Annotated in this window: 14 protein-coding genes, 1 pseudogene and 1 riboswitch; of the genes and pseudogenes, 14 read left to right on the top strand and 1 reads right to left on the bottom strand. The window is 72.5% G+C overall.

The genetic code is table 11. The features are described 5' to 3' along the window. The 13 genes and pseudogenes from HKK72_RS26760 to HKK72_RS26700 all read left to right on the top strand — a co-directional run. Positions 1 to 1,293 (top strand): annotated as a pseudogene (locus HKK72_RS26760) (primosome assembly protein PriA); the annotation flags it as partial. Positions 1,294 to 1,430: 137 nt separating this feature from the next. Then, the gene (locus HKK72_RS26755) at positions 1,431 to 3,239 is read left to right on the top strand and encodes a hypothetical protein (RefSeq protein ID WP_187237195.1); all 1,809 of its coding nucleotides are present in this window, start codon (positions 1,431 to 1,433) and stop codon (positions 3,237 to 3,239) included. 101 nt (positions 3,240 to 3,340) lie between these two features. Beyond that, on the top strand, positions 3,341 to 3,886 hold the full coding sequence (def, locus tag HKK72_RS26750) for a peptide deformylase (RefSeq protein ID WP_187237194.1): 546 nt from the start codon (positions 3,341 to 3,343) through the stop codon (positions 3,884 to 3,886). Further along, positions 3,886 to 4,827, top strand: coding sequence for a methionyl-tRNA formyltransferase (fmt, locus tag HKK72_RS26745; RefSeq protein WP_187237193.1), 942 nt, complete (start codon positions 3,886 to 3,888; stop codon positions 4,825 to 4,827). The genes def and fmt overlap by 1 nt, the downstream gene beginning before the upstream one ends. A 31-nt stretch (positions 4,828 to 4,858) precedes the next feature. Beyond that, a complete protein-coding gene (locus HKK72_RS26740; RefSeq protein ID WP_187237192.1) occupies positions 4,859 to 6,280 on the top strand; it encodes an RsmB/NOP family class I SAM-dependent RNA methyltransferase in 1,422 nt (473 codons plus the stop codon). 211 nt (positions 6,281 to 6,491) lie between these two features. After that, positions 6,492 to 7,445, top strand: a complete 954-nt coding sequence (locus tag HKK72_RS26735; RefSeq protein WP_187237191.1) for a phosphatase PAP2 family protein — start codon at positions 6,492 to 6,494, stop codon at positions 7,443 to 7,445. 46 nt (positions 7,446 to 7,491) lie between these two features. Further along, positions 7,492 to 8,181 carry a ribulose-phosphate 3-epimerase gene (gene rpe, locus HKK72_RS26730; RefSeq protein WP_187237190.1) on the top strand — a complete coding sequence of 230 codons (690 nt, stop codon included), beginning with the start codon at positions 7,492 to 7,494 and terminating at the stop codon, positions 8,179 to 8,181. 151 nt (positions 8,182 to 8,332) lie between these two features. Continuing rightward, positions 8,333 to 8,463: riboswitch (FMN riboswitch) on the top strand. 78 nt (positions 8,464 to 8,541) lie between these two features. Next, positions 8,542 to 9,135, top strand: a complete 594-nt coding sequence (locus tag HKK72_RS26725) for a riboflavin synthase (protein ID WP_187237189.1) — start codon at positions 8,542 to 8,544, stop codon at positions 9,133 to 9,135. Next, the gene (locus HKK72_RS26720; RefSeq protein WP_187237188.1) at positions 9,132 to 9,770 is read left to right on the top strand and encodes a nicotinamide riboside transporter PnuC; all 639 of its coding nucleotides are present in this window, start codon (positions 9,132 to 9,134) and stop codon (positions 9,768 to 9,770) included. The genes HKK72_RS26725 and HKK72_RS26720 overlap by 4 nt, the downstream gene beginning before the upstream one ends. A 26-nt stretch (positions 9,771 to 9,796) precedes the next feature. Next, positions 9,797 to 11,011 (top strand): bifunctional 3,4-dihydroxy-2-butanone-4-phosphate synthase/GTP cyclohydrolase II, encoded by a 1,215-nt coding sequence (locus HKK72_RS26715; protein ID WP_187237196.1) that lies wholly within the window; start codon positions 9,797 to 9,799, stop codon positions 11,009 to 11,011. After that, on the top strand, positions 11,008 to 11,514 hold the full coding sequence (gene ribH, locus HKK72_RS26710) for a 6,7-dimethyl-8-ribityllumazine synthase (RefSeq protein WP_187237187.1): 507 nt from the start codon (positions 11,008 to 11,010) through the stop codon (positions 11,512 to 11,514). The genes HKK72_RS26715 and ribH overlap by 4 nt, the downstream gene beginning before the upstream one ends. 92 nt (positions 11,515 to 11,606) lie before the next feature. Continuing rightward, positions 11,607 to 12,482, top strand: coding sequence for an ATP phosphoribosyltransferase (hisG, locus tag HKK72_RS26705; protein ID WP_187237186.1), 876 nt, complete (start codon positions 11,607 to 11,609; stop codon positions 12,480 to 12,482). 61 nt (positions 12,483 to 12,543) lie between these two features. Then, the gene (locus HKK72_RS26700; protein ID WP_187237185.1) at positions 12,544 to 12,915 is read left to right on the top strand and encodes a PH domain-containing protein; all 372 of its coding nucleotides are present in this window, start codon (positions 12,544 to 12,546) and stop codon (positions 12,913 to 12,915) included. Positions 12,916 to 12,958: 43 nt separating this feature from the next. Here the strand turns inward: HKK72_RS26700 and HKK72_RS26695 are convergent, their stop codons facing one another. Beyond that, positions 12,959 to 14,185 carry a PucR family transcriptional regulator gene (locus tag HKK72_RS26695; RefSeq protein WP_187237184.1) on the bottom strand — a complete coding sequence of 409 codons (1,227 nt, stop codon included), beginning with the start codon at positions 14,183 to 14,185 and terminating at the stop codon, positions 12,959 to 12,961. A 219-nt stretch (positions 14,186 to 14,404) separates the two neighbouring features. Here HKK72_RS26695 and HKK72_RS26690 point away from each other — a divergent pair. Beyond that, positions 14,405 to 15,754, top strand: a 1,350-nt coding sequence (locus HKK72_RS26690; protein ID WP_187237183.1) for an AAA family ATPase, incomplete at its 3' end; no start/stop codon positions are given.

Genomic DNA, 15,754 nt, shown 5'->3' with positions numbered 1-15,754 from the left:
ACCCGCGCCGCGATGTTCGCGCCCGTGCGCGATCTCGGTCTCGTCGTGCTCTGGGACGACGGCGACGACGTGCACGCCGAGCCGCACGCGCCCTATCCGCACGCCCGTGACGTGCTCGCGCTACGGGCCCACCGGACCGGTGCGGGTGCGCTCATCGGCGGGTTCAACCGCACGACGGACGCCACCCAGCTGATCGAGACCGGATGGGCGCACGCCCTGGTGCCGGACCGACCGACGCTTCGGCGGGTGATGCCGCGGATCCACCCCGCCGGTGAGGACGCCGAGCTGGCCCGCGACGAGGCCGCCCGCAGCGCCCGCCTGCCGCATCTGGCGTTCCGCACGGCTCGCCAGGCGCTCGCGGACGGCCCCGTCCTGGTCCAGGTGCCGCGCCGCGGCTATGTCCCCGCGCTGGCCTGTGCCCGCTGCCGTGGACCGGCGCGCTGTGACGCCTGCCAGGGCACGCTGTCGGTGAACTCCTCGCACGCGGCGCCCCACTGCCGGTGGTGCGGCCGCATCGCGGGGCAGTGGCAGTGCCCCGAGTGCGGCGGCCGGCAGGTCCGCGCGATCATGGTCGGAGCGCGCCGTACCGCCGAGGAACTGGGCCGTGCCTTTCCCGGCGTGCCGGTACGCACCTCGGGGCGCGACGGCGTGCTCGACCGGGTCGGGGGCGAGGCGGCGATCGTCGTGGCGACCCCCGGCGCCGAGCCGGTGGCCGACGACGGTTACGCGGCCGCCCTTCTGCTGGACGGCTGGGTGCTGCTCGGGCGGGCCGATCTGCGGGCCGGTGAGGAGGCCCTGCGCCGCTGGATGAACGCGGCCGCCCTGGTCCGGCCGGCCGGACCCGTCGTCGTGCTCGCGGACGGCGCGCTCGGCCCGGTACAGGCGCTGCTCCGCTGGGACCCCGTGACCCATGCCGAGCGTGAGCTCGGCGAGCGCAGGGAACTGGGTTTCCCGCCAGCCGCCCGGATGGCCTCGCTCACCGGCACGCCGGCCGCACTGAGGGAGCTCCTCGAGATCGCCCGGCTTCCCGAAGGCGCCCAGATCCTCGGCCCGGTACCCGTCCTCGCCGCCGCAGGGGCACCCGCCGCCGTCCCCGCCGGAGGCGGAGACGGCGAACCCGGCGCGGGCGGATCCCGCCCGGCCGCCCAGCCGCGCGAGCGGGCGCTGGTCCGCGTCGAGCGGGCCGCCGGGCCCGCCCTCGCCCACGCGCTCAAGGCCGGCCAGGGCGTGCGCAGTGCGCGCAAGGCCCCCGAACCCGTCCGTGTGCAGATCGACCCGCTCGAACTCATCTGACCCGCCCGCCTTCACGGCCGCGGGTCGTCCACCACCGGACGGGGCGAGCCCGGCGCGGGCGCGGGCCCGTCCAGGGCCGACCGGAGAAGACGGCGGATACACCTGTCCGGGACGGACGCCCGCCGTAGGGTTGATCCGTGGCCGACGAATGGGTTGAGACGACGATCCGCGAGCTGGAGCGATGGGCGGAGCGGCGTGACGGGCGGACGGACGTCGGAGGGGCCCGCATCCTGCTCGAACTCGCCGCGGACGGGCTCGGGCTGCGCGCGGCCGGGGAGCTGACCCCCGACGGCCTGGACCGGCTCCTGCTCCAGGAGTTTCCCAGCATGGTCGCCGCCGGTTCCGACGACGTGCCGGCGGTCCTGGCGGCCGGCCACGAGCTGGTCGACTTCCTGGCCGACAGCGGCGCCGTCCCCGCCGACGGGGCCGAGCGGCTGCGGGTACGGCTGGCCGGGATCGAACCGGAGTTCGCCGCGGCCATGGCCGCGGCCGATGATCTCGATCAGGAGTCCGCCGCCGAGATGCTCACGCGGCTGATGCGGGCCGACGGCGTGGATCCGGCCGACGAGGCGGCGGTGCGCCGGTGGTCCGACGAGTTCAGCGCACTGCCCGAGGAGGAGCAGGTCGCCCGGATCTCCGAGATGATGTTCGCGGCCGAGGACGCCGTGGTGGGCCCCGTGCGGCTGGCCCCGCAGGAGGAACTGGCGGCGCAGGCACGCGGGTCGGGGCTCACCGAGCGGATCCGCGGGCTGGCCGCCTGGGTGGCCGAGCGCGAGGTCACCGAGCTGACCGACGACGGCGGGCTGACGCCGGAGGACGCCGCGGCCGCGATCGCGGAACTCGATGCCGCGACCACGGGGGCGCCGGAGCAGGGGCCGGCCGGAACGGGCGGGATCGCCGAACTCACGCGGCTGTGGCGCGCGGCGGTGTCGGCCGCCGTCCTGCTGGTCGAGGACGGCCGGGTGCGGCCGGGCCCCGCGCTGGACGCCTTCGCGCAGGGCGACGACGAGGCGGCCTTGACCTCGTGGCTTGCGGCCTTCGACGCCGCGGTGACCCCCACCGTCGATCCGGGCGATCAGGTGAGCGTCGTCGAGGTCGTGCGCAAAGACCTCCCCGGCATGCTGATCCACCTGTACGAGCGGCCCGAGCCGGTGCCCGAGGACGAGCTCTTCGATCTTCTCTTCGCGCACATCGAGGAGACCTACGAGATCTCCGACGTCGCGTTGCTGGAGACCACCGGCAGGTACGCCTTCACCCTCGCGATGGAGGAGCTCGTCGACTGGGGCGTGGTGCGGACCGACGAGGAGGCCGGACACGCGCTGACACCCCTCGGGGTCTGGGCGGTCCGCGAGCTGCTGCTGGCCGACGGCTACCGGGCTCCGCTGGTCGGCGACCTGGCCGAGGCGCCCGCCGCCGAGTTCCTCGAAGGGCTCGTCGACCACGGAGAGGACACCGCCGACGAGGAGATCGGCCTGTGGCTGTCGCGCAGGGAGCCGGCCGAGGCGGCGGCGGAGCTTCTCGCCGTCATGCGCGACGGCACCGCCGGGGTCCGCAACCTCGCCGCGGCGGTCCTGCACCACGCCGGTCCGTCGGCCGAGCCCGTCGTGCGCCGGGCGCTGGAGGAGCCGGCCGCCCGGCCGTACGCGGCACTGTGGCTGCACGCCCACGGTGACGATGAGATCGAGCTGAACGCCGACGAGATGATGTGGATCTTCACTGACACGGTGGCGGGGCTGCTCGAGAGCACCGAGCCGCAGGATGCCGTCGCCGTGGCGCTGGCCGACGCTCCGGCCGACGCGGACCTCGGGGCCATGGTCGCCGAGATGTGGCGGGTCGACCACCCCGACACGGCGGAGGTCCTCGAGCTCCTCGGCCGTCACCATCCGGACAAGGTGGTGGCCAAGGCGGCGCGCAAGTCCGCTTTCAAGGCACGTTCTCGCGTCTGAGCGGGTAACGGGTGGGGATTGCGCTCCAACGCTCCGTAGACTGTCAAGACGATCGCCGGACACACACCGGAATCCCCAGCACGCACCGAACGGAGCCACTATTGGCCGTCAAGCCCATCCGACTCTTCGGCGACCCGGTGTTGCGCACCGCGGCCGAGCCGGTGAGGGACTTCGACAAGCAGCTGCACCAGCTCGTCAAGGACCTCACCGACACCATGATCGACGCGCCGGGGGTGGGTCTCGCCGCACCGCAGCTCGGAGTGGGGCTGCGGGTCTTCACCTACTACGTCGATGACCACCTCGGACACCTGGTGAACCCGTCGCTGGATCTGTCGGAGGAGCAGCAGGAGGGCGACGAGGGCTGCCTGTCGATTCCCGGGCTCGCGTTCCCCACGCCCCGCGCGATGCGGGTCGTGGCCAAGGGCTTCAACATGCACGGCGAGCCGATCACCCTGGAGGGCACGGAACTGCTGGCCAGGTGCGTCCAGCACGAGACCGACCACCTTGACGGCATCCTGTTCGTCGACCGGATGGACCCTGAGCAGCGCAAGGCCGCGATGAAGGCCATCCGCGAGGCCGAGTGGTTCGGCGACCCGGCCCCGGTCATCAGGGACTCGCCGCACCAGACCTTCGGGAGGGCCCTCTAGTGAGGCTCGTCTTCGCGGGGACCCCAGAGGCGGCGGTGCCCGCACTCGAGGCGCTGCTCGCGTCACGGCACGAGGTGGCCGCGGTCGTCACCCGGCCCGACGCGCCCGCGGGGCGGGGCCGGCACCTGATCGCCAGCCCCGTCGCCGAACGGGCGGCCGAGGCGGGCGTCGAGGTGCTCAAGCCCGTCAAGGCCCGCGACCCCGACTTCCTGGACCGGCTGCGGGCCATCGCCCCCGACTGCTGCCCGGTCGTGGCCTATGGCGCGCTCCTCCCGCGCGCCGCTCTCGACATTCCGCCGCACGGCTGGGTCAATCTGCACTTCTCGCTTCTGCCGGCCTGGCGTGGTGCCGCGCCCGTGCAGCACGCGATCCTGCACGGGGACGACATCACCGGAGCGGCCACCTTCGAGATCGAGGAGGATCTCGACACCGGCCCGGTCTACGGTGTGCTCACCGAGCCGATCCGGTCGGCCGACACGACCGGTGACCTGCTGGAACGGCTGGCCCACGCCGGCGCGAAGCTGCTCGTCGACACCATGGACGGCATCGAGTCGGGGCTGCTGGAACCCCGTCCGCAGCCGACCGAGGGCGTGTCGTACGCGGCCAAGCTCGGCCCCGAGCACGCCCGCGTGGACTGGACCGCCCCGGCCACCCGCGTCGACCGCCTCATCCGCGCCTGCACCCCCGCTCCCGGCGCATGGACCACCCTCCACGGCGACCGGATCAAGCTGGGCCCGGTGCGGCCGGCGGCCGGCGCCGGTGATCTCGCGGCCGGTGATCTGGCGCCCGGTGAGCTGCGGGCCGGCAAGAAGGAGGTGCTCGTCGGCACCGGGACCCACCCGGTCGCGCTCGGCGACGTGCGTCCTCAGGGCAAGCGGCAGATGAGCGCCGTCGACTGGACCCGCGGCCTGCGCCGCACCGAGGAGGACCGGCTCGTTTGAAGGCGCTCGTTCGACCTGAGGCGGAGATCTGATGCCGCCACGTTCCCATGACACCCGTCGTCCCGGTCGGCCGCGCCGTACCGGCCGGCCACAGGATCTGGTTCGCCGCACCGCCTTCGACGTCATCCGGGCCGTCGACACCCGCGACGCCTACGCCAACCTGCTGCTGCCCGCGCGGCTGCGGGAACGCGGCCTGACCGGCCGCGACGCCGCGCTGGCGACCGAGCTGACCTACGGCACGCTGCGCGGCCGCGGCACCTACGACGCGGTGCTGGCCATGTGCAGCGACAGGGAGCTGCGCCGGATCGACGCGCCGTTGCTGGCCGTGCTGCGGCTCGGCGCCCACCAGCTGCTGCGCACCCGGATCCCGCCGCACGCGGCGGTCGCGACCACCGTCGAACTCGCCCGCGACGTCGCCGGGCCCGGGCAGGCCAAGTTCGCCAACGCCGTGCTGCGCAAGGTCGCGAGCCGCGATCTCGACGCCTGGCTGGAGATCGTGGCGCCCGAGGACGAGACCGGGCGGCTCTCGGTGACCTACAGTCACCCGCGCTGGATCGTGTCCTCGCTGAAGGACGCGCTCGGCGCCGCGCGCGGCGAACTCGAGGCGCTGCTCGCCGCGGACAACGACCGGCCCAGGGTGACGCTCATCGCCAAGCCCGCACGCGCCTCGGTCGAGGAGCTGCTCGCCGCCGGGGCCGAGCCCGCCCCGTACTCTCCGTACGCCGCGCTGCTCACCGAGGGCGACCCCGCCGCGATCGACGCCGTACGCGAGGGACGCGCGGGCGTGCAGGACGAGGCCAGCCAGCTGGTCGCCCTGGCCCTGGCGGCGGTGCCGCTGGACGGCCGTGACGAGCGCTGGCTGGACCTGTGCGCGGGACCGGGCGGCAAGGCCGGCCTGCTCGCCGCGGTGGCCGCCGGGCGCGACGCCAGGCTGCTGGCGTGCGACGTCCAGCCGCACCGTGCCCGCCTGGTCCGGCGCGCCGTGGACGACCGGACGGGTGTCGCCGTCGTGAACGGCGCCTCGCCCGCCTGGCCGGCCGGCGCCTTCGACAGGGTGCTCGTCGATGTGCCGTGCACGGGTCTCGGCGCGCTGCGGCGCCGTCCGGAGGCCCGCTGGCGGCGCAGCCCTGAGACCGTGGCCGAGCTGGGCCCTCTGCAGCGCGGGCTGCTCGCGAGCGCGCTCGACTCGGTGCGGCCCGGCGGCGTGGTCGCCTACGTCACCTGCTCGCCGCACCTGGCCGAGACCAGGGTCGTCGTGGACGACGTGCTGAAGGACCGCCCGGACGTGGAGCGCCTCGACGCTCCCGCGGCGCTGGCCGAGGTGTCGGCCGCGCCGCTTCCGGACCTCGGTGCGGGACCGTACGCGCAGTTCTGGCCGCACCGTCATGGCACGGACGCCATGTTCATGGCGTTGCTGCGCCGCCCGGACGAACGGCGCCAGGCCGCCAGTTGACGGACGCGTCCTTGCGGACATCCTCAAGAAGTGGCAAAAGAGCGCCGCCGCACAACGTCACCGGCGAGGCGCGGGAATGCCGCCGCCGTGGCGGCCCGGCCGTCCGGCACTCGACATCAGTGTCGCGACGGCTTCCGTGGCACCGCTCTCGAACCGGGCATGATCGGGGTATGGCGGAGACGACATCGGCTCGCGTCGGCATGGCGTCGCCATGCTGACCGAGTTCATGAGGTTCATATCGTTCATCGGCAGCGCTGGGTTCTATCTGCCCATCCTGGTCCTGGTCTTCTGGTGCGTCAGCCCGCGCGTGGGCGCCCGGGCAGCGGTCGTGCTGGCCTTCAGCGCCGCGATCAACACGCTCCTGAAGCTGCTCTGGCACGCCCCCCGGCCGTACTGGACCGACCAGTCGGTCAAGGCGCACCAATCGCTCTCCTCGTTCGGGATGCCGTCCGGGCACGCGCAGGGCTCCGCCGTCGCGTGGGGTCTGGCCGGGGTCCAGGCCCGGCGGCGAGCGGTCTGGGTGCTGGTCGTGGCGGTGGTGTTCCTGGTCGGGGTGTCGCGCGTCTATCTCGGGATGCACTCGATCCAGCAGGTGCTCGCCGGCTGGGGGATCGGCGTGGCGCTGCTGGTCCTGGCTCTGGCCCTGGAGCCGATCGTGGTGCCCTGGTGGACGCGCAGGGCCCTCGCGGTGCAGCTCCTGCTCAGCGTCGTGGTCGCGGCGGCCGTACTGGCGGCCACCGCGCTGGCGGTCGAGGCGCTGTCCGGCCGGCCTCTTCCGGAGGCATGGGCCAGGGCCATCGAACTGGCGGGCGGCAGAGTGAGGCCCGTGTCGCTCGCGCAGGGCGGCGCGGCCACGGGAACACTGCTCGGGGTGCTGACCGGGCTGTCCTGGCTGGCCCACTCAGGCTGGTTGGACGCCGGCGGGTCACCGCTGCGACGGCTCGCGCGGGTGCCGCTCGGCTTCGCCGGGGCCGCCGCGATCTGGGTGGTGGGCCTGTTCGCCGGCACCCAGGTCATCGTGGTCTTCGTGGTGCACACGCTGCTGTCGCTGTGGATCACGGCCGGGGCGCCCGCGGCGTTCGTCCGCCTCGGGCTGGCGCGTCGCGAGGTGAGCGCCGTGCGGGCCGAGAGCCTCGCGCAGGGAGACACCCGCTCGGTCACCTGAGCGGGTGAGGCCGCGGGCCGCGAAGCCTCCTAGACTCAGGTGCATCATGGCCGTACAGATCTCACCCAGCATCCTGTCCGCCGACTTCGCCCGGCTCGCCGACGATGTCGCGCTCATCTCCGACGCCGCCGACTGGGTGCACGTCGATGTGATGGACAACCACTTCGTGCCCAACCTGACGATCGGCCTGCCGGTCGTGGAGGCGCTGATGAAGCACAGCGCGCTGCCGCTGGACTGCCACCTCATGATCGAGGATCCGGACCGGTGGGCGCCGCAGTACGCCGAGGCGGGCGCCGGTGGCGTCACGATCCACGCCGAGGCGGCCAAGGCGCCGATCCGCACCTTGCGCGCGATCCGGTCCGCGGGCGCGCGGGCCGGGCTCGGGATCAACCCGGCCACCCCGGTGGAGCCGTATGAGGATCTCCTCGGCGAGATCGACATGCTTCTGCTCATGACGGTGGAGCCGGGATTCGGCGGCCAGCGGTTCCTCGACGTGGTGCTGCCGAAGGTGCGCCGCGCCCGTGAACTGATCAGAGGCCGTGAGCTGTCGGTCCGGCTCCAGGTCGACGGTGGCGTCAGCGCCGAGACGATCGAGCGATGCGCCGAGGCGGGCGCCGACGTCTTCGTCGCCGGGAACGCCGTCTTCGGCGCCGACGACCCGGCCGAGGCGGTGCGGGCTCTGCGCGAGAGGGCCGAGCGGGCCAGTGCCGGCTGGTCCACGCGCGAAGCGGGTTAGCCCGGCGGCCGGCCCGGGAGAGCGCTCGCGACGGGCCCGGTCCGGCTTTTGGGTCTACCAAGCGAGCGCTAGGTTGTTTACTCTGAGATGGTGGGCATCCTCACATGTGGTGGGGAATGCGAAAGATGGCACACTGGTTACGGAAGTCAGCAAGCGTGCTCCGGGGTCGGTGAAATTCCGAACCGGCGGTGACAGTCCGCGACCCGGCCGAAGCCATCGGCCGGTTGACCCGGTGGAACTCCGGGACCGACGGTGAGAGTCCGGATGGGAGGCAGCGCGCGATGCGCCCCGACCTGGGGCGTTGTCTTCGCGGGTCCTCGCGACCTCCCCCGGAGTCTTATCTGAAGGAGACTTCGGGACATGTTCACCGGCATCGTCGAAGAACTCGGCGAGATCGTGGGAGTCGAGTTCCTGCGAGACTCGGCGCGGCTCACGATCCGCGGACCGCTGGTCACCCAGGATGCCGTGCACGGCGCGTCGATCGCGGTCAACGGCGTCTGCCTCACCGTGGTCGACCTCGAAGAGGACGTCTTCACGGCCGACGTGATGAAGGAGACCCTCGACCGGTCCGGTCTGGGCGCCGTCGAGCCGGGTACGCGGGTCAACCTCGAGCGTCCGGTCCGCCTCGCCGACCGGCTGGGCGGCCACCTGGTGCAGGGGCATGTCGACGGGGTGGCCGAGATCCTGTCCCGCGAGCCGGGTGAGCACTGGGACGTCGTCAAGGTGTCGCTGCCGGCCGGGCTCTCGCGGTACGTCGTCGCGAAGGGCTCGATCACCGTCGACGGGATCAGCCTCACCGTGGTCGAGGCCGCGACCGGCTGGTTCACGGTCAGCCTGATCCCGACCACGCTCGCGCTCACGACGCTCGGCCACAAGGGTCCCGGCGACCCGGTGAACCTCGAGGTCGACGTCGTCGCGAAGTACGTCGAACGGCTCATGGACGCGGACCGATGAGCTGGACGCAGACGGGCTTCCTCGTCCTCGGGCACAAGGTGCTCCTCACCGACCTGGTCGGCAACGTCTGCGCGCTCGCCACGCTGTGGCTGGCCTACATCCGGACGATCTGGACCTGGCCGGTGCAGCTGCTGGCGTCCGTGCTCCTCTTCGTCGCGTCGGTGAGCGCGCACATCACCGGCAACGCGCTCAAGCAGGTGATGTTCGGCGGACTCGCCATGTACGGCTGGTGGCGGTGGTCGCGCGGCCTGCGCGACGGCCGGGATCTGCGGGTCCGTCCGGCCACCGGGCGCGAGCGGCTGGCGCTGATCGGCGTCATGGTGGCCGGCACCGGCCTCGTGGCCCTGTTCTTCGAGGCCACCGGCTGGTCGTGGGCGCCGCTGCCCGACGCCTACATCTTCGTCGGGAGTGCCGTGGCGACCTACGCCCAGGGGCGCGCGCTCGTGGACTTCTGGATCATGTGGGTGATCGTCGACATGGTCGGGGTGCCGCTCGCCTTCTCGTCCGGCCTGGTGGTGTCGGGCGTGGTCTACGCGGTGTTCTTCGTAATGGTGTTGATCGGGTTCCGCGGCTGGCTCCGGCAGTACCGGGCACAGACCACCGGAACCCAGAATCTCGAGGTGGTGGCGTCGTGAGCGGCGATGAGAAGGAGACCAGGGGAATGTTCGCGAGCGTCGAGGAGGCCGTCGCGGACATCGCCGCGGGCAGGCCGGTCGTGGTGGTGGACGATGAGGACCGTGAGAACGAGGGCGACATCATCTTCGCCGCCGGCAAGGCGACCCCGGAGCTGCTGGCGTTCACCATCCGCTACACCAGCGGAGTCATCTGTGTGCCGATGCTGGGCGAGGACCTGGACCGGCTGCAGATCCCGCTGATGACGTCGCAGAACCGGGACCGGATGCGGACGGCCTACACGATCAGTGTCGACGCGCGCGACGGGGTCACGACGGGCATCTCCGCCGCCGACCGGGCCCGTACGATCCGTACGCTGTGCGACTCGGCGACCGAGCCGCATGAGATCGTCCGGCCCGGCCACATCTTCCCCCTGCGCTACCACGAGGGCGGCGTGCTGCGCCGCCGCGGGCACACCGAGGCGGCGGTCGACCTGGCCAGGCTCGCCGGGCTGACCGAGGCGGGCGCGCTCGCCGAGGTGGTCAACGACGACGGCACGATGGCCCGGCTGCCGGAGCTACAGATCTTCGCCAAGGAGCACGGGCTGAAGCTGATCTCCATCGAGCAGCTGGTCGAGCACCGCCGGCGGACCGAGCAGATGGTGCACCGCGCCGCCGAGACCCGGTTGCCGAACCGGCACGGCGTCTGGCGCGCGGTCGGCTACTCCAGCGCGATCGACGGTGGCGAGCACCTCGCACTCGTGTACGGGGAGATCGGCGACGGCGAGGACATCCTCGTCCGGGTGCACTCCGAGTGCCTGACCGGAGACGTGCTCGGCTCGGAGCGATGCGACTGCGGCACCCAGCTCGACGCCGCCATGGGCGAGATCGCCGCCGAGGGCCGGGGCATCGTCCTCTACCTGCGCGGGCACGAGGGCCGGGGGATCGGCCTGCTGGCCAAACTGCGCGCCTATCACCTGCAGGACAACGGTTCCGACACCGTGGACGCCAACCTGGAGCTCGGCCTGCCGGCCGATGCCCGGGAGTACAGCAATGCCGCCCACATGCTCACAGATCTTGGCGTACGCTCCATCCGGATGCTGACAAACAACCCGAAGAAAATGCAGGGGTTGCAGGGCTTCGGCTTGCGGGTGCACGGCCGGATCGCGCTGCCGGTCACCGTCACCGAGCACAACCTGCGCTACCTGACCGTCAAGCGGGACCGTCTCGGTCACAAGATCGCCGGGCTGGAGGACGCCTCATGAGCGGGACTGGCAGACCTGAGGACATCACGGTCGACGCGGCCGATCTCTCACTCGGGATCGTCTGTACCCGCTGGCACGCCGAGGTCACCGACCGGCTTCTCGAGCGCGCGGTCGAGGCGGCGAAGGCGTGCGGCGTGGTCGAGCCGGTCGTCGCGCGGGTTCCGGGGGCGCTGGAGCTCCCGGTCATAGCCCAGCAGCTCGCCCGGGACCATGACGCGGTGGTGTGCCTCGGCGCCGTCATCCGCGGTGAGAGCGCGCATTTCGACTACGTGTGCGATTCCGTCACCGCCGGGCTGACCCGCGTGGCCCTCGACGAGGCGACGCCGGTCGGCAACGGGGTTCTCACCTGTGAGACCATTGAACAGGCAATCGATCGCAGTGGGCTGGCGGACAGCCGCGAGGACAAGGGATGGGAGGCGACTGTGGCCGCACTCGACACGGCACTGACCTTGCGAGGTCTGCGGCATCACGGTCACGCCGGGCACCTCTCCGAGCATCTCTAGCGGAGATCCAGGGGATACACCCCCTGTGACCCGGCCATCCGGGCTTCCGAGCCCGCCTGGTTTCCCGCGACATCCACACGAAAGGTTCTTCCGTGCTGTCTCTCGTCCTGCCCAAGGGCTCACTCGAAAAGGCGACGCTCGAGCTCTTCGACGCCGCCGACCTGACCGTTCAGCGGGCCTCCGACCGCGACTACCGCGCGTCGATCGACGACCCGCGCATCGACCGGGTCCGGGTTCTGCGGCCCCAGGAGATCCCCACCTATCTGGAGCAGGGGCTCTTCGACCTCGGCATCACGGGCCGGGACTGGATCACCGAGACCGACGCCGACGTCGTGTCGCTCGGTGAGCTGAAGTACTCGAAGGCCACGTCCAACCCGGTGCGCGTCATCATGGCCGTACCGGCCGACGCGCCATGGCAGCGGGTCTCCGATCTGCCCGAGGGCGTCCGGATCTCCACTGAGTTCCCCGCCCTCACCCAGCGGTTCTTGGAGAAGAACGGGGTGAAGGCCAGGGTCGTTCCGTCCTACGGCGCCACCGAGGCGAAGGTGCCCGACATCGTCGACGCGATCGTCGACCTGACCGAGACCGGGTCGTCACTGCGCAAGAACGGCCTGCGCATCCTCGACACGCTGCTCACCAGCTACACCGAGCTCGTCGCCAACCGCGAGGCCTATGAGGTCCCGGAGAAGCGCGCCGCGATGGAGGACATCGCGCTGCTGCTCCAGGGCGTGATCCGGGCACGCGGCCAGGTGCTGCTCAAGCTCAACGTCGCCAACGGCGGGCTGCAGGGCGTGCTCGACATCATGCCGGCGATGTCGTCGCCGACCGTCACCCCGCTGGCCGGCGGACAGATGCACGCGGTGGAGAGCGTCGTCGCCAAGCGCGGCGTCAACACGCTGATCCCGGCGCTCAGGACGGCCGGAGCCCGTGACATCCTCGAGATTCCCATCGCCAAGATCGTTGACTAGGCCCCTCCCGATCACCTGGCGCCCGTTCCGTAGCCGGCTGATCGCATACACGCTGGCGAGCATGATCGTGCTTGGCATGATCGTGCTCGCCTTCGTGGTGGCGCCGCCCTTCGGCATCGCCGACCGCATCGGCCTGGTGGTGTTCGGCCTGGGCATCGCCGCGATCCTGCATCTGCTAGCCCGCAGCAAGGTGGTCGCCGACGAGCAGAGACTCACCGTCGTCAACCCGCTGCGCACGCACCGGTACGACTGGGCCGAGGTGCTGCGGATCACCATGGTGCAGGGCGATCCCTGGCCCACCCTCGACCTCGCCGACGGCACCTCGGTCGGCGCGATGGGCATCCAGGGCTCTGAGGGCGAGCGGGCCAGGAAGGCCATCACCGAGCTCCAGGCTCTGCTCCGCGAACGCGGCGAGGCGCCCGAACCGTCCTGATCCCCCGGATCGATGTTCCGGAGTTCGATGTTCCGGAGCCCGATCAGACCGGCGAGCCGGCGGGGCCGGTGCCGTGAAGATGTATCGCGCTCAGCGCGAGGGCCACTTCCACGAGGTCGCGCGGGCGGCTCAGCGATCGGCCGGTGAGCTGTTCGAGGCGGCGGAGCCGGTTGAGCACGGTGTTGTGGTGGCAGTAGAGACGAGCCGCGGCCCGTGCCGCCGACCCGTCGCAGTCGAGCCAGGCGGTGAGGGTCGACACGAGGACGTCACGGAGCCCGGGGTCCACCTCGGTGAGGGCGCCCAGCACCTCCCGGCCGAGCCGCCCGGCCAGCTCGGGCTGGGAGACGACCAGAGCGTCCGGCAGCCGCCGGTCGAGGGTGGCGATCTCGGGTTCCCCGGCCCAGCAGGTGCGCAGCGCGAGTTCGGCGAGCCGCCGCGCCCGGCCGAGATCGGCCAGCGTCTCGACGACCGGGCTCACTCCTGCGTGACCGCGCACGTGAGGCCGCAGTGCGTCCACGAGGTCGTCCAGACCGGCCGGGCCGAGGCAGACGAGCCCGACCCTGGTGTCGGCGCGCATCCGCCAGATCAACCGCATCCCGCCGAGCCCCGTCCCGCTGACGTCCGCGGGCCGGTGTCCGCCCCGCTCGTCCAAGGCGTCGTCGTCGCGCAGCATGACGACCGCGTAGCGGCCCCGCGCAGGCAGGCCGAGGACGGCGGACGCGGTCGCGAGCAGCTCGCCCTCGGAGGCACGCCCCTCCAGCAACGCATCGACGACCGCCTGAACGCGTTCCTCGCTACGCCGCAGCAGCTCGTAGCGGGTGTGGCGATAGGCCTCCGCGGCCATGCTGGACTGCTGATCGATGGTCTGCCAGGTTCGGGTGGCATGCCGCACCAGAGCCGGCACATGCGCGGGATGCTCCTCGCTCACCACCTCGACCAGGGCCTCCCAGAACACCCTGCCCGCCAGCCGGTAGGATCGCAGCAGCTGGTCCAGCGGCTGTCCCTGCTCGGCTCGACGCCGGCCGAGCCGCTCGGCCCATTGAAGGTCCAGCCGCCGGCCGCCCGGATCGAGGATCGCCCCGATGCCGTGTCCCAGGCCGGTACGGCAGGTCTCCCAGAGGTCGTCGCGCAGCTCGGCGGGACGGTCACGTCCCTCTCCGTCGAGGATCTCCGAGACCAGCTGATCGGTGAGCTCGGGCAGGCGATCCGAAAGTCGCAGCACCGCCTTCTGCATGATGGCGCGGTCGGCGCCGTCCGGCGCGGTCGCCATGTCGATGCCACCTCCAGCGCTCGCGGGCGCTCATGGTGCCATCGAAGCACCGCCCTGACCAGACCGGCGGGCCGATCGGGCGGCCGGATTGTGCCCGATCACAACACCGGTGCCCGCTCGTTGGGCCGGGTCACTGAATGAGAACGCCGCTCTAGACCGGTTCGGCGGCACCGTGTTGACGTATGCCAGCGATCCGTTCCCACCCGCCGAGGGAGTGACATGGGATCACGCCGTCCCTTCGCCCTCTCCGGCGCGGACGGCATGTCCGACGCGACCGGAACCGGCGACTCGCCCGTGCTGCGCGGACGCGGCCACGAGCTCGAGACCCTCGGCGCGCTGCTCGACCGGGCCCGAGCGGGAGAAGGCGGAGCGCTGCTGATCGTCTCCGAACCGGGTCTGGGCCGAACCGCGCTGCTGGAGGCGGCCGTACGGCGGGCCGGCCCGGATTTCCGTACGCTCGGCGCCCGGGGGATCCGGCAGGAGAGCGCCGTTCCGCTGGCCGGCCTGCACCGGCTGCTGCGGCCCGTCGCCGAGCGGATCGGCCGGCTGCCCGCGCCGCAGGCCGACGCGCTGGCGCCGGTCGCCGGCGGGCGGTGCGAGCGGCCGGCCGGCTCCCTGTCGCTCTACGGGGCCGTGGGCGGCCTGCTGGCCGAGGTGTCGCGGAGCGGCCCGGTCCTGTGCTGGGTCGACGACGCGCATTGGCTGGACCGGGTCTCGGCGGCGGCGTTGGCCTTCACGGCGAGACGGCTCGCCGACGAGCCGGTCGTCATGGTGCTGTCCGCCTCAGGCGACCCGCCGGGGGCGGCCGGCCCGGATCATTTCGCCGATGTTCCCAGCCTCTCGCTCACCGCTCTCGACGACGCGGCCGGCCTTCGCGTTCTCGAGGACCGGGCCGGCGGCGCACTGCCCGCCGAGCTGGCCGGGGAACTGATCGAGCTCGCCTGCGGCCGGCCTCTCGCGCTCGTCGAACTGGCCGAGGCGCTGACGCCCGAGCAGCTCTCCGGCGACGCGCCACCGCCCCGGGCGCTCCCGGCGTGCAGCAGGCTGCGGGCGCTCTACCGGCGGCGGTATCTGCGGCTTTCCCAGGCGGCCCGCCGGCTGGTCCTCATGGCGGTGGCCGACGACCGGCTCGATCTCGACACGCTCGCCCGCGCCGCGGCACAGGCCGACATCGATCTGAGGGCGCTCGAGCCGGCCCGGGCCGCGGGCCTAGTGCGGCTCGACGGTCAGGCCGTGGAGGTGCCCGACAGGCTCATCGGCTCATGCCTGTACGCCGACGCGGCCCCCGCCGAGCGCCACGCCGCGCACGCGGTGCTCGCGACCGTTCTCGACCGGGAATGGGAGCGGCCGCGACGCAGCTGGCACCTGGCGGCGGTCGCCGGCGAACCGGACGGCGGTCTCGCCGACGAGCTGGTGGCGGCGGCCGTCGCGGCCAGGCGGGCCGGGCACCTGGCCGAGTCCTCCCGTGCCTGGCAGCGTGCCGCCGTCCTCTCACCCACCCGTGAGGCCAGGGCCGAGCGGCTGATCGCGGCCGCCTCTGACGCCTGGACGGCCGGCCGCTCCCGGCGT

The organism is Actinomadura sp. HBU206391, assembly GCF_014323665.1.
Taxonomy (GTDB): Bacteria; Actinomycetota; Actinomycetes; order Streptosporangiales; family Streptosporangiaceae; genus Actinomadura_C.
The sequence above is the reverse complement of the archived record's forward strand: the minus strand, read 5'-3'. Positions and strand labels throughout refer to the sequence as shown.